This window comes from Nocardia sp. CA-128927 (assembly GCF_050955855.1).
GTDB lineage: Bacteria > Actinomycetota > Actinomycetes > Mycobacteriales > Mycobacteriaceae > Nocardia.
This window is the reverse complement of record NZ_CP192087.1, coordinates 10,051,508-10,063,909: the sequence shown is the minus strand read 5'-3', so window position 1 is coordinate 10,063,909 and position 12,402 is coordinate 10,051,508. Positions and strand designations below refer to the sequence as shown.

General features: G+C 67.3%; 12 protein-coding genes. 5 read left to right on the top strand and 7 right to left on the bottom strand.

What is annotated here, in order from left to right:
• Positions 1–146: 146 nt before the first annotated feature.
• Entirely contained in the window at positions 147–1,181 is a 1,035-nt protein-coding gene (fbaA, locus tag ACQPW1_RS46710; protein WP_433660289.1) for a class II fructose-bisphosphate aldolase, read from the top strand.
• Between the two features lie 34 nt (positions 1,182–1,215).
• Positions 1,216–2,334, top strand: a complete 1,119-nt coding sequence (locus ACQPW1_RS46705; protein WP_433660287.1) for a BTAD domain-containing putative transcriptional regulator — start codon at positions 1,216–1,218, stop codon at positions 2,332–2,334.
• On the opposite strand, the gene ACQPW1_RS46700 is transcribed toward ACQPW1_RS46705, so the two are convergent.
• The 3 genes from ACQPW1_RS46700 to ACQPW1_RS46690 all read right to left on the bottom strand — a co-directional run bounded on the left by ACQPW1_RS46700 (position 2,335) and on the right by ACQPW1_RS46690 (position 5,803).
• Positions 2,335–2,637: an excalibur calcium-binding domain-containing protein gene (locus ACQPW1_RS46700; RefSeq protein ID WP_433660285.1), complete on the bottom strand. Its 303-nt coding sequence runs from the start codon at positions 2,635–2,637 to the stop codon at positions 2,335–2,337.
• A gap of 49 nt (positions 2,638–2,686) precedes the next feature.
• The gene (locus ACQPW1_RS46695; RefSeq protein ID WP_433660283.1) at positions 2,687–3,757 is read right to left on the bottom strand and encodes a fused (3R)-hydroxyacyl-ACP dehydratase subunits HadA/HadB; all 1,071 of its coding nucleotides are present in this window, start codon (positions 3,755–3,757) and stop codon (positions 2,687–2,689) included.
• A 237-nt stretch (positions 3,758–3,994) separates the two neighbouring features.
• Entirely contained in the window at positions 3,995–5,803 is a 1,809-nt protein-coding gene (locus ACQPW1_RS46690) for an Rv0361 family membrane protein (RefSeq protein WP_433660281.1), read from the bottom strand.
• A 304-nt stretch (positions 5,804–6,107) separates the two neighbouring features.
• Here ACQPW1_RS46690 and ACQPW1_RS46685 point away from each other — a divergent pair, with 304 nt between their 5' ends.
• The 3 genes from ACQPW1_RS46685 (at position 6,108) to ACQPW1_RS46675 (ending at position 8,365) form a co-directional block, all read left to right on the top strand.
• Positions 6,108–6,629, top strand: a complete 522-nt coding sequence (locus ACQPW1_RS46685) for a hypothetical protein (RefSeq protein ID WP_433660279.1) — start codon at positions 6,108–6,110, stop codon at positions 6,627–6,629.
• Positions 6,630–6,750: 121 nt separating this feature from the next.
• The gene (locus ACQPW1_RS46680; RefSeq protein ID WP_433660277.1) at positions 6,751–7,203 is read left to right on the top strand and encodes a DUF3151 domain-containing protein; all 453 of its coding nucleotides are present in this window, start codon (positions 6,751–6,753) and stop codon (positions 7,201–7,203) included.
• A 58-nt stretch (positions 7,204–7,261) separates the two neighbouring features.
• Positions 7,262–8,365, top strand: a complete 1,104-nt coding sequence (locus ACQPW1_RS46675; protein ID WP_433660275.1) for an FUSC family protein — start codon at positions 7,262–7,264, stop codon at positions 8,363–8,365.
• A gap of 294 nt (positions 8,366–8,659) precedes the next feature.
• Here ACQPW1_RS46675 and ACQPW1_RS46670 read toward each other — a convergent pair whose 3' ends face one another.
• From ACQPW1_RS46670 to ACQPW1_RS46655, 4 genes are all read right to left on the bottom strand, one after another.
• Positions 8,660–9,526 (bottom strand): glycosyltransferase, encoded by an 867-nt coding sequence (locus ACQPW1_RS46670; protein ID WP_433660273.1) that lies wholly within the window; start codon positions 9,524–9,526, stop codon positions 8,660–8,662.
• A gap of 221 nt (positions 9,527–9,747) precedes the next feature.
• Positions 9,748–10,614, bottom strand: coding sequence for a glycosyltransferase (locus tag ACQPW1_RS46665; RefSeq protein WP_433660272.1), 867 nt, complete (start codon positions 10,612–10,614; stop codon positions 9,748–9,750).
• A gap of 299 nt (positions 10,615–10,913) precedes the next feature.
• Positions 10,914–11,696 carry a site-2 protease family protein gene (locus ACQPW1_RS46660; RefSeq protein WP_433660270.1) on the bottom strand — a complete coding sequence of 261 codons (783 nt, stop codon included), beginning with the start codon at positions 11,694–11,696 and terminating at the stop codon, positions 10,914–10,916.
• On the bottom strand, positions 11,693–12,352 hold the full coding sequence (locus ACQPW1_RS46655) for a hypothetical protein (RefSeq protein WP_433660268.1): 660 nt from the start codon (positions 12,350–12,352) through the stop codon (positions 11,693–11,695). The genes ACQPW1_RS46660 and ACQPW1_RS46655 overlap by 4 nt, the downstream gene beginning before the upstream one ends.
• Positions 12,353–12,402: the final 50 nt, after the last annotated feature.

Genomic DNA, 12,402 nt, shown 5'->3' with positions numbered 1-12,402 from the left:
CACCTGATGGTTCCTTCTGGACTACCAGCTGGTCACTGGTGCTGGCCCTACTCCGGCCTCCCTGGATACCAGGCGAAACACCGCTGTCCTAGTGTGGTGGCTGACAAAATAGGTCTTTGCCCCGCAACAATCACGGAGGTCTTACTGTGCCCATCGCGACTCCGGAGGTCTACGCCGAGATGCTCGGTCGGGCCAAAGCGAACTCCTTTGCCTTCCCCGCCATCAACTGCACGTCGTCGGAGACGATCAACGCGGCCATCAAGGGCTTCGCGGATGCGGGCAGCGACGGCATCATCCAGTTCTCCACCGGCGGTGCCGAATTCGGCTCCGGCCTGGGCGTGAAGGACATGGTCACCGGTTCGGTCGCGCTGGCCGAATTCGCGCACGTGATCGCCGCGAAGTACGACATCACCATCGCGCTGCACACCGACCACTGCCCGAAGGACAAGCTGGACGGTTTCGTCCGGCCGCTGGTCGCTATTTCGCAGGAGCGGGTGAAGAACGGGCAGCCCCCGTTGTTCCAGTCGCACATGTGGGACGGTTCCGCGATTCCGATCGACGAGAACCTGGAGATCGCCAAGGAACTGCTGAAGGCTTGTGCGCAGGCCAACATCATCCTCGAGGTCGAGATCGGTGTCGTCGGCGGTGAAGAGGACGGGGTCGAGGCCGAGATCAACGACAAGCTCTACACCTCGCCCGAGGACTTCCAGAAGACTATCGACGCGCTCGGCGCAGGCGAGAACGGCAAGTACCTGCTCGCCGCGACCTTCGGCAACGTGCACGGTGTGTACAAGCCGGGCAACGTGAAGCTCAAGCCCGAGGTGCTGGCCGAGGGCCAGCGGGTGGCCGCGGCCAAGCTCGGCCTGAGCCAGGACGCGCAGCCGTTCGACTTCGTCTTCCACGGTGGTTCCGGCTCGCTGAAGTCGGAGATCGAGGACTCGCTGCGCTACGGCGTGGTGAAGATGAACGTCGACACCGACACCCAGTACGCGTTCACCCGGCCGATCGTCGGCCACATGTTCAGCAACTACGACGGCGTGCTGAAGGTCGACGGCGAGGTCGGCAACAAGAAGGTCTACGACCCGCGCAGCTACCTGAAGAAGGCCGAAACCTCGATGGCGGCACGTGTCACCGAGGCATGCAATGATCTGAAGTCCGCGGGAAGGTCGATCAGCGCCTGACCCACTCATCAACCCACCGGGGGCTCGACAGCTCATGTGTCTGGATGTGCGCGTGCTCGGGCCCGTCCGGTTGCTCGTCGGCGGTGAGCCGGTGGCGGTCGGCGGGCCCAAGCCGCGGGCTCTGTTAGCCGCGCTCACCGTGAATCGGCGGCGCGCTGTGTCGTCGGCCGCGCTGGCCGACATGGTGTGGAACGAGGATCCGCCCGACTCCTACGCCGCGAGCCTGCAGGTATTCGTCTCGAATATCCGTAAGGCGCTGCGTAATTCGGGAGTGGATCCGGCAACGGTGTTGCGCACCGAATCCTCGGGCTATCGCCTCGAAGTGGCGGAGACCGCCTGCGATCTCGGCCGTTTCGAGGCCACCAGGGAGGCGGGTAGCCGCGCGGCCGCGCTCGGCGATCACGCCGGTGCCGCACAGCTTTTCGGTGACGCGCTGCGCGAATGGAGCGGCCGTGCGCTGGCCGATCTGGCCGGCCTGCAGTTCGCCGACGGTTTCGCCACCGCGATGGACGAGGAGCGGCTCGCCGTTGCCTCCGCCCGGATCGACGCCGAAATCGCCCTGGGGCGTGCCTCATCGGTGATCGGCGAGCTGGTCGCGATGACCGGCGAGCATCCGCTGCGCGAGCCGCTGTGGGGTCAGTTGATCACCGCGCTGTACCTGTCCGGTCGACAGGCCGACGCGCTCGACGCGTGCCGCCGGGTGCGTGCCGTGCTCGCCGACGAGCTCGGCATCGATCCGGGTCCGGCGCTCATCGAGCTCGAACACCGGGTGCTGCGCCAGGAACCGCTCGGCGCGGCCGAACACCGGCAGGTCGAACGGATGGCCGCGGCGATGACCGAGACCGTCACCGAGGCACCCAGCACGGTGCGCAGCGGGCAGCTGCGCATGCCCGACGGCCGGTTGGTCGCGATCGCGCAGGGCGGCCTGCGGATCGGCCGGATGACCGACAACGACCTGGTGCTCGACGACCCGAAGGCCAGCCGGTACCACGCGCACATCATGCCGAGCCGGGCCGGCCTGCTGATCAAGGATCTGCACTCGGCCAACGGCGTCTTCGTCAACGACGACCCGATCGAGAACGGTGCGCTGCTCGCCGACGGCGACCAGATCCGTATCGGCGCAACGATGTTGATCTTCCAGGCGGTGCGCTAGTCACTCGTTGCAGGCGAAGCCGTCGTGGTCGGTATCGAGCATCGGGTTGTACTGCGGCAGGCCGCGGTAGATCGGTCCCGCGTGTTCGGAGCGTGCCTGTTCGCAGGTGAGGGGACCCCCGCGCTCCTTCTTGTGCTTGCCGTCGCTGTCCGGATTCGGGTCGACAGCCGATTCGGGACGTGCGACAAAGGCGGCGGCAGGGGTTTCGGCGGTGGCGGTCGGCGGCACCAGGGTGAGGGCGCCGAGCACGAGACACGCGGCACCGATCGCGGGTGTCACGCGCCGGATTACTGAATAACTCACGCCACCCATACTGCGCCGAATCAACGGTGCTGTGGGGTGCGGATTCGGCCTAGGCCAGCCGGACCTCGGCGATGGCCCGGCCGAACAACTTTCGGCCCTCCGAGGTGCCGCCGAGCACGACGGTCGCGGTGCGGGTGCTCGGATCGAGCGACTTGATTCGGCCGACGAAATCCACCGTGCTCGCGGCGTTCGCGGCCACCGGCACGAAGCCGGAGAACCGCACGCTGAACTTCTCGATGGCGGTCGGATCGCCGAGCCAGGAGGTCAGGTAGCCACCGGCCAGGCCCATGGTCAGCATGCCGTGCGCGACCACCGTGGGCAGGCCGACCAGCTGGGCGGCGTGATCGCTGAAGTGGATCGGGTTGGCATCGCCGGACACGCCCGCGTAATTGGCCAGGTCACCGCGGGCCAGCCGGAACGATCCGGCGGGCAGCTGGTCGCCGACGGCGAGCTGGTCGAAGTCGAGCAGCGTGTGCACCGGCGCGATCTCGCGATCCGGGTCCGGGGCGGGCAGCTCGCCGAGGCCGAGCGGGATCAGCGCGGAGCTGTCGTCCAAACCGTCTTCCGCCGTGGGGAATTCGACCACCTGGCCGTGCATCATGATGTTGTCGACCACCTCGGCGAGGCCGGGATCCGCCTCGGCACCGCGGCGCGCCACGATGGTGGTTGAGCCGATCAGCGCGAGCTCGCCGTGCTGGTTGACCAGGGCGGACCGGACGACGACGAAATCGTTGTCGCCGAACTGGCGGATCGACTCGATCAGGATCTCGCTGGTGAGCCGGTCGCCGGCCAGGATGGGCCGGTAGATCTGGAAGACCTGGTCGGTCTGCAGGAGCTGGGAGAGGTCGTATTGGGTGAGCACCGATTCGAGCAGCGAGCGGGTGCCGGACGAGCCGATCACCGAGGCGAAGGTCGGCGGCGCGATTACCGCGTCATGGCCGAGCTTCTGCGCGTCGATGTGCTGATGATGCGCGCCGTGCTGATTCTGCACCGCCCGCGCGAACTCGCGAATCTTTTCCCGGCCGACCTCATAGTGGTCCCGAACGCGGAACCGCTGCCCGGCCAGCGTCGTCGTCTGTACGTCATCGATTTCGAGCGCCATCGTCTGTTCCCTGCCCATGATGCGGCCACGCTACTAATGAATAGGACCGTTGACCAGCCGAGTGTGAGCAGCACTACCATCGATCGATGCGAAATTACTAACTAATTTAGCTGTGCTTCATTTACCCGCCCGTGATGGGCTTTTCGGGCGTAATGGCAGTTATGCTTATTTGCTATGAAACGTGAAATAGGCTGCCCGGTGAGTGGGCAGCCTATTTCACTTTTCGGACATTCGGCGATAACTCCGCCGCGCGGTTTACGGAGTGCTGGTCGGCGGGTCGCAGACCTTCCAGCCGTTGTCGGTCTGCTGCAGATCGAAGGTGCGTGCCGAGCGCTTGTCCGGATCGGCCTCGGTGTAGACGGTGGCCTGGGCGACCGCGGTCTTGTCGGTGATCTTGATGGCATCGACCTCGTCCACCACCGGAATGTTGCGCCGATCCATCGACAGCTGGTGCACGCCGGCGAACTGATCCGCGGGGATGCCCTGATAGAAGTCGTGCAGCGGTCCGCAGGTGGTTTTCTGCAGGGTGGCCAGGTCACCGGTCTTCAGCGCCTGCGTGTAATCGGTGATGGCGGCGCGGACCTTGGTCTCCGGCGAGTTGTCCGTCGAGTTCACGAACACCGCCACGATCACCCCGATCAGCACGACCACCAGCGCGGCAGCACCAGCCACCGCGAGCAGCCAGCGCTTGGAGCGGCCCGGTGCGGCATCGGCCGCGGGCGCGGCGGGCGGTGCCTGCGGGGCGGGGGTGATCCGCTGCGGCTGCGCGATCGGCCTCGGTTGCGGTGGGCGTGGACCGCCGAGTTGCTGGCCGGGCAGGGTGGGTTGCACGTCCGCGGGGGAGGGGGCCGATGCCTGCTGGCGCGGCAGGCCCGGGTGCGGCGGTGCGGGGCGGGTGTCCTCGACCGGTCCGCTCTGGGGCGGGGACGAAGGTCCTTGGGGGCCGGGTTGTTTCGGTCCCGCGGCGGGGCGCGGCGTGGCCGGGGGCTTGGTGATCGGTACCCGTCCCGCGCCCGGTGTGACGCGGTCGGTTCCGGCGGGTTTCGGCGCATCGGCGGGTCGCTGGATCGGGAGCGCGACGGTCTGTGCGTCGTCCGGCTTGATCACCGGCATCGCCATGGTTACGTCTTCGGACCCGGGCGGGGGCTGTTGCCCGGCGCTTTGTGCACCCGTCTGCATTTTGACGGTGTCTGCTTCGGGCGAGGCATCCTCGACCGGTGGTGCGGGTCGTTGGACTCGCATCACCGTGGTCGGTGCGTCCCCATCCGGGACGTCGTCCTTCGGCGCGGGCTGCGCTGGCTGTGCAGCCTGGGCGGGCTGCTCGGTTGCCGCGGACTTGTCGGGTGCGCTTTGGGCCGCACCGGCTTTCGTGCCACCGAACCAGGGGCTGGATTTCGGCGGCGCAGGGCTGGCCGGTGCCGCCGCGGCCGTGCCCGTTGCACCGGATGCGTCGGTTACGGCTTCCTTGGCCGGGCTGCCTTGCTGCGGCGCAGTCGCTTCCGCGCCTGTCTTCGCAGGTGGTGTCGCTGCCGGTGCACTCTTACCGGGGGGCGCAGCACTCGGCTGATCCCGAGCACCTCGTTTGATCGCCTCGGTCTTGGCCTCGGACGCGGCTGTGCCGCTGGCGATTCCGCCTTGGGCAGCACCGGTCGTCGGAGCAGCACCGGTCGTCGGAGCAGCACCGGTCGGCGGGGCAGTTTTGCCAGCTGGCGTTGCTGATCGCGCGGCGTCGGGTGCAGTCGTCGCCGAGCTGCTGGCAGCTGGGCTGTTCTGTTGCGCAGCCGCGGGTTTCGAGCTCGGCTGCTCGGCTGCTCCCGGAGCTTGGGGCGAGTTCGTGCCCGCCGGGGCGGAGCCGGGCTGGTTCTGATCGTCGCGCTTGATGGCGGCGGTTTCCGCAGTAACCGCGCCGCCCTTGGCGATGTCGGACACCACGTCACCGGAAGGTGGCTTACCTTCTTGCGCCGCTGCGGCTTTCGCGCCCGCTGGTGCCGAGGCCGCGGAGCCGGGCTTGTTCTGCTGGTCGCGCTTGATCGCTTCGGTCTCGGCGTCGCTGGCGCTAGCCACGGCCGCTGGACCATTGCTCGAAGTGGGGCTGTTCGGTTGGACCGCACCTGTTTTCGGGCTGGCCGAAGCGGCTGCCGCATTTCCACCGGTCGGGCTGGTGCCGCCGCCCAGGTTCGCAGGCTGTGCCGGTGCGCTGACCTTGGGAATGGCACCGGGTTCTGCCGAACCGGGCTGCTGTCCTGCCGGGCGGTTAGCGGCCGCGGTCGGAGCGGAAGTCGAGTTGGCCGGCGTCGAGGGAGTTGCCTGACCGGACTTCGCGCTGGCCGATGGGGTGCCCTGCGCGGAAGGCGTTGCCGCTGCGGCATTGCCGGACTTTGCGCCCGAGTTCGAGGCGCCGGATGCGGCGGAGTCCTTGCCCTGCGCCGCGAGGGTCGAAGAGCTACTCGCAGCCGGGCTGCTAGAAGCCTGGCCCGAGTTCGGGGCCTTCGGCGCGGCGGAGTCCGTACCGCCCGAATTTGCGGACCCGGTAGCGGAACCGGACGTGCCGGAGGTACCGGATGTGCTCGCGCTGCTTTTAGCCGCCGCGCCGGACTTGCCGGGAGTCGAGCCGGAGTTGGCAGCGCCTGATGCGGTCGACTCCGAGCCTGCCGAATCTTCGGCAGGGGAAGCCGAAGCGGTACCACCCGCCGGGATCGGACGCGTGGGTGCGGCGGGCGAGGGTTTGTCCGGTCGGGCGTCGCCGCCGGCGACCGGGTTGCGTTCCGTGGTGGCGTCGGGGCGTGCGTCAGCCGCGGCCGGGGTCGCCGGGTCGGCGCTCTCCCGCGCCGGGTTCTTGTCGTCGTTCGGGTCGGACACGCACTACCCCTCGCTCAGGCGGAACAGTTGAACTCGACGGCCAGCTTAACGGGCACACCCGACCGAAGTCCGACTTCAGACCGGGCATGGCCGCCGCCGATGTCTGTCCCATGCCCGGAGTGAATGCGAAGGTAATCGGTCACCGGTGCACAATGAAGCGCATGACCTCGTTCGGTGATCTGCTCGGCCCCCAACCGGTACTCCTCCCCGAAATCCCCGACGCGGAAGAAGCGTTGCTCGACAAGACCGATCCGGTGCGTGTCGCGGCCGACCATCCGTCCGCTTCGATCGCCTGGGCCTACCTGGCCGAGGCCGCGCTGACCAGGGGCGAAGCTCAGGACGAACCGATCAACCACGACATCGTCGCCGCATACGCGTTCGCCCGCACCGGCTACCACCGCGGCCTCGACCTGTTGCGTCGCAACGGGTGGAAGGGCTTCGGCCCGGTGCCGTGGAGCCACGAGCCCAATCAGGGTTTCCTGCGCAGTGTCGGCGCGCTGGCCCGTGCGGCCAAGGTGATCGGCGAGACCGAGGAGTACGCGCGCTGCCTGGATCTGCTGGAAGATTGCGACCCGCGTGCCGCGGCCGAGCTCGGTCTCGACTGAGTCGTAGTTGATCGACCTCAATATCAGACCCCGTGTAGGCGTCGCCCGGGCCAGCAGCATGGATCGGCTGCGTGGCTCTTGGGCGCGCTTGCGACTGTCCGCGTTGCCGATTCTGCAATGCGCGATCGGTGCCGCGCTGGCCTGGTTCATCGCGCGTGAACTCGTCGGCCACCCGCAGCCGTTCTTCGCGCCCACTGCCGCCGTGGTGTCGATCGGCATCTCGTTCGGCGCCCGGCTGCGGCGTTCGGTGGAGCTGGTGGTCGGTGTCGCGGTCGGCATCGGCATCGGCGACCTGTTCATCACCCGCGCCGGTACTGGCGTGTGGCAGATCGCGCTGGTGGTGGCGGTCGCCATGGCCGCCGCGGTCTTCCTCGACGGCGGATCGATCATCACCATGCAGGCGGCCGGTTCGGCCGTGCTGGTCGCGACGCTGCTGCCGCCCTCGGCGGGCGGCGGCTTCTCCCGGATGATCGACGCGCTGGTCGGCGGCCTGGTGGGAGTCGTTGTGGTGGCGTCGATTCCACTGCACCCGGTGCGCCGCGCCAGGGAACAGGCCGCGGAAATCCTTGCGGTGATGAGCAAGTCGCTCACCGAGTGCGCCGACGGCCTGCTCGAACAGGATCCGGACAAGGTGCGGTCCGCGCTGTCGGCGGTCCGCGCGACCCAGCCGCAGCTGGATTTGTTGCGCGCCACGCTGGAGGGCGGCAAGGAGATCAGCCGAATCTCCCCGCTGTACTGGAATTCTCGCGCCCGTCTCGAACGCATCAAGGCGACCGCGGATCCGCTCGACAACTCGGTGCGCAACACCCGGGTGCTGCTGCGCCGCTCGCTCACGCTGGTGCAGGACGACGAGATACTCGACCCCCGCCTGATCGACGAGGTCGAAAAGCTCGGTCAGGCAACCGATGTGGTGCGCCGGATGATGCTCGCCGATCCGGGCGAGCAGCCGGACCAGGCCGAGGCGGCCAGGGTGCTGCGCACCGTCGCCAAGGAGGCGCGTCCGGAACTCGTTGAGGGCGCAGGACTTTCGGCCCATGTTGTGTTCGCTCAGGTGCGGTCGATCGTGGTCGACCTGATGCAGGTGTGCGGGGTGAAACGCATCTCCGCGATCGCGCTGCTCCCGCCGACGGTGCCCAAGCCGTTCGTGACCCCTGAGGACTGACGACTACTCAGCGGATTCTCCGGCACTCGGACCGGATACGGGTGGTCACCGGCCGAGGTGCGGGCGATCATGCTGATCTTTGGGGTAGTCCGCTACTCGTGTTCGGGCAGCCCGTGCGCCATAACTTGAACATGTGACCGCGATCGAACGAGGGGTGTCGCGGTCGACCACTTCGCACCCGAAGCGAACTGCCCTCGCGGCCATAGGTGTGGTGGCCGGCGGGTCGGGGCAGTTCGCCCGCTGCGAAGAGTGGAGCCGCCTGGTCTGGGGTCCGACTGGGCGGCTCTGCGTTTGTCAGTCGCCGTTTTCCGATTTGCTCAGCGGGAACATCCTGGCCTGGCCCGGGCGCAGCGAGAAGCGCCGCCGATCGAAGTCCCACAGTCGATAGATCGGCCACTGCACGGTGTGTGCCAGCCAAGCGCCGACGATGACGACCCGGTGGAACGTCAGCACCTGGTATCCCTGGTTGGTGATGGTGCGCAGACCACTCAGCTGGAACTGCCACCAGCGACGCGGACTGGTCCGGCGCCGCCGGGCCGACGTCTCGACCCGCATGTCGATCAGCTGGTCGATCGGCAGACCGCGCTTGGACAGGCACAACGCCAGGTCGAGATCGTCGATCACGTCCGGACGCACCACAGTATCCTCGCGGACCTCCAGCCAGGCGGTGCGGCGGACGGCCATGTTCGGGCCGTGCATATTGCCGACGCGACCACCGAGCTTGCCGCGCCGATCCTGCAGGTAGTAGCCGAATTTCAGGAGGAAGCCGACCGGCGAGTCGTAATAGGTGGTGATGCCGGTGACCGCGGCGACCTCGGGATGGTCGGTGAGATGCTGCCGGATGGTCGCGCCCCAATCCGCCGCGACCAGGCAGTCGGCGTCGGTGCGTCCGATGAAATCGCCACGCGCCTTGTCGAATCCGGTATTGCGGGCCCGCGCGACACCGCGTCGTGATTCCTCGACTAGTTCGACTTTCGGGTGCTCGAGCGCGTAGTCGCTGACGATTTCGCGGGTGCCGTCGTCACTGCCGTTGTCTACCACGATGATTTCGTCGATCGCGTCCTGAATCACCAGGCGGTCAAGGGTTTGCGTGATGCACGCCGACTCGTTCAGCACCGGGATGACGATGGATAAAGTCGTCGCCGGGTCGGGGGTGTTCATGGGTGGTGCTGCTCCAATTCTCAGTTGGGCATGACGAATACCGCCGGTACGGTCTGCTCCCTGCCCTGAACAGACGCGCGGCTTAGGTGAAGTGAGGGTGTGCGAGGAGGACTCGGTCACATCGACTGACTACCGAGCGGGCCCACCCCCGATGATCAACGGTTCGACCCTAGTTGTCTTGGCTGACAGACAGAATCCCCAATGCTTGGGGGCACCAGCTGTCAGGTGGTGGTCGTGCCGTCGCCCACTGCGGAGACCCGGGCGGGCGCCGGACGAAGCGTGAAGCGTCGACGGTCGAAGTCCCAGAACCGGTAGATCGGCCACTGCACGGTGTGCGTCAGCCACGCGCCGACGATGACGGCCCGGTGAAATGGCTGCACCTGGTAGCCCTGGTTCGTGATGGTGCGCAACCCGGTCAATTGGAATCGCCACCAATCACGCGGGCCGGTCCGGCGCCGCCGGGCCGACGTCTCGACCCGCATGTTCGTCAGCTGGTCGATGCGCAGCCCACGTTTGGTCAGGCACAACGCCAGGTCCAGGTCTTCGGCCACGTCCGACCGTGTCGTGGTCTCCGTCCGCACCGCCCGCCACGCGGACCGGCGGATGGCCATGTTGGGACCGTGCATGTTGCCCACCGGGCCGCCCAGCTTGCCGCGCCGATCCTGCAGGTACAGGCCGAATTTCAGGAAGAAGCCGATCGGGGAGTCGTGATAGGTGGTTATCCCGGTGACGGCCGCGGTGTCCGGATGCTCGCTGAGGTTGTGCCGGATGACCTCGCCCCAATCCGGTCCGACCAGGGTGTCCGCGTCGGTCCGTGCCAGGAATTCGCCTCGCGCCCGGTCGAATCCGGCGTTGCGGGCCGCGGGGATGCCGGGTTGCGGTTCCTCGATGAGGGCGACCTCCGGGTGGTCGACCGCGTAATCGCGGACGATCTGCCGGGTGTTGTCCTGGCTGCCGTTGTCTACGACGATGATTTCGTCGATCGCGTCCTGGACGACGAGGCGGTCCAGGGTGCGCACGATGCCTTTCGCTTCGTTCAGCGCGGGAATTACGACGGAAAGAACTGTCGCCGTTGATGTGTTGGTCATAGATCAAGCTCCAACGTCTGCTGATGGGCAGCCGAAAACCCCGACGGAGCGGCCGGTTTTCGCTGCTGTGTGCGCGCATGGGCGCGCGCTGGCGGTCGGCCGGACCCGGTCATCGACGGTGACGCCGGTCCGAAGACGGCAGTCCGGCCACTATCGCGTTGTGTGCCAATTCATTGCACGACGATCGTGGTTGCTACCGATCTCGCATGCCGAATACCCCATTCCCCCCAAAATGATCATCGACTTCGAACCCTACTCGCTCGGCTCGAAGTCGGCATCCGCTGGCGGGCCGCCCGGAACTAGGTCCAGAAGCGCGTCAGATAGCTGCCGTAACGTGACCAATTCGACGGCACCCCAGATACTTCGAACAATGCGTAGACCGCGTCGAAGAAGACCTGATTGATGGCGGGGGTGAACAACAGCGCGAACAAGATCAGCATGCCGAACGGCTTGAACTGATCGAGCGCGCGTCGCGTCTGGTAGCTGAGCGACGGCTCCAGAATTCCGTAACCGTCGAGGCCGGGCAGCGGGATCAGGTTCAGCAGGGCCGCGGTGATCTGCAGGAACCCGAGGAAGCTCAGCCCGAACCACAGCGCGGGATGCGAACTGGCACTGCCGAATACCCGCACGATCACCAAAATGAGCACCGCGCACAACGCGTTCACCGCCGGGCCCGCGCCGCTGATGAGCCGCTGCGTGCGCGGCGAGAAGTTGTGCGTGTGAACGTAAACCGCGCCACCGGGCAGGCCGATGCCGCCCAGCGCGATGAACACCATCGGCAGCACGATCGACAACAGCGGATGGCTGTACTTCAACGGATTCAGCGTGAGATACCCACGCAATTCGACCTCGTGGTCACCGGCCCGCCAGGCCGTGAACGCGTGCGCGAATTCGTGCAGGCACAGCGTGATGATCCAGCCGAACACCACCAGCACGAACACGCCGACCTTGGCGCGCGTGGAGTCCACGTCGGCGTCCCAGGCCAGCACGCCGCCGACGACGGTGATGATGACGACGAGCAGAAAGATCGGGCTCGGGCGCACCGCGCGCGAGCGCCGTTCGGCGGAGAACCGGTCGGTCATCGGACCAGCAACCACGGCTCGTTGTGCCGATAGAAACTCGACCGGGGCACCGTCCGCTCGCTGCGGATGCCGTCCCGTGTCACCACCGCACCCGGCGTGCCGAGCTGAGCGGCGCGGCCTTCGACCCAGCGGCGCTTGCGCATGCCGCGCTGCGCGGTGGCCCGCACGCCGGGCTGATGCAGCGTCGGCGACACCAGCATCGCGGTGATCTTGCCGGAGAACAGTTGCACGTCGTCCACGTAGGCCTCGCCCTCCAGCCGCTCCTCGCCGACCCCGGTGATCTTGGCACGTCCGACCAGCACCTGGCCGGTGTCGTCGCGGATCAGCGGCACCGGGGTGGCCCGGCCGTCGATGGCCCGCTTGGCGGCGGCATTGCCGGTACCCGTCTGATAGGCGCGGGAGCCGTATGTCTTCTCGACCGGCACGTAGCCGATCTCCACGTGCAGTCGTTCGGTGCGCATCAGATGGGTGAGCACCGTGGCGAGCGCGGCGTCGTCACCGAGCACGATGAGCCGCGGCAAGCTGTCGGCGGCGAGCACGGGAAGGAGTTCGTCGATCTCGGTGGTATCGGGGATGGCGGCTGTCGAACTGCTCGGCAGCGCCGCGAGGGCGATAGGTACCGGTGCGCCGTCGCAACGGAGAACGTGGGTACTCAAACTGCCGTACACCCTCCTCGGTTCGAGCCGACACCCCGTCGGACCCTTCG

Coding starts and splice junctions, on each gene's coding strand:
- ACQPW1_RS46670 (WP_433660273.1), bottom strand. CDS start 9,526: ATGAACACCCCCGACCCGGCGACGACTTTATCCATCGTCATCCCGGTG.
- ACQPW1_RS46705 (WP_433660287.1), top strand. CDS start 1,216: ATGTGTCTGGATGTGCGCGTGCTCGGGCCCGTCCGGTTGCTCGTCGGC.
- ACQPW1_RS46665 (WP_433660272.1), bottom strand. CDS start 10,614: ATGACCAACACATCAACGGCGACAGTTCTTTCCGTCGTAATTCCCGCG.
- ACQPW1_RS46660 (WP_433660270.1), bottom strand. CDS start 11,696: ATGACCGACCGGTTCTCCGCCGAACGGCGCTCGCGCGCGGTGCGCCCG.
- ACQPW1_RS46675 (WP_433660275.1), top strand. CDS start 7,262: ATGGATCGGCTGCGTGGCTCTTGGGCGCGCTTGCGACTGTCCGCGTTG.
- ACQPW1_RS46695 (WP_433660283.1), bottom strand. CDS start 3,757: ATGGGCAGGGAACAGACGATGGCGCTCGAAATCGATGACGTACAGACG.
- ACQPW1_RS46680 (WP_433660277.1), top strand. CDS start 6,751: ATGAAGCGCATGACCTCGTTCGGTGATCTGCTCGGCCCCCAACCGGTA.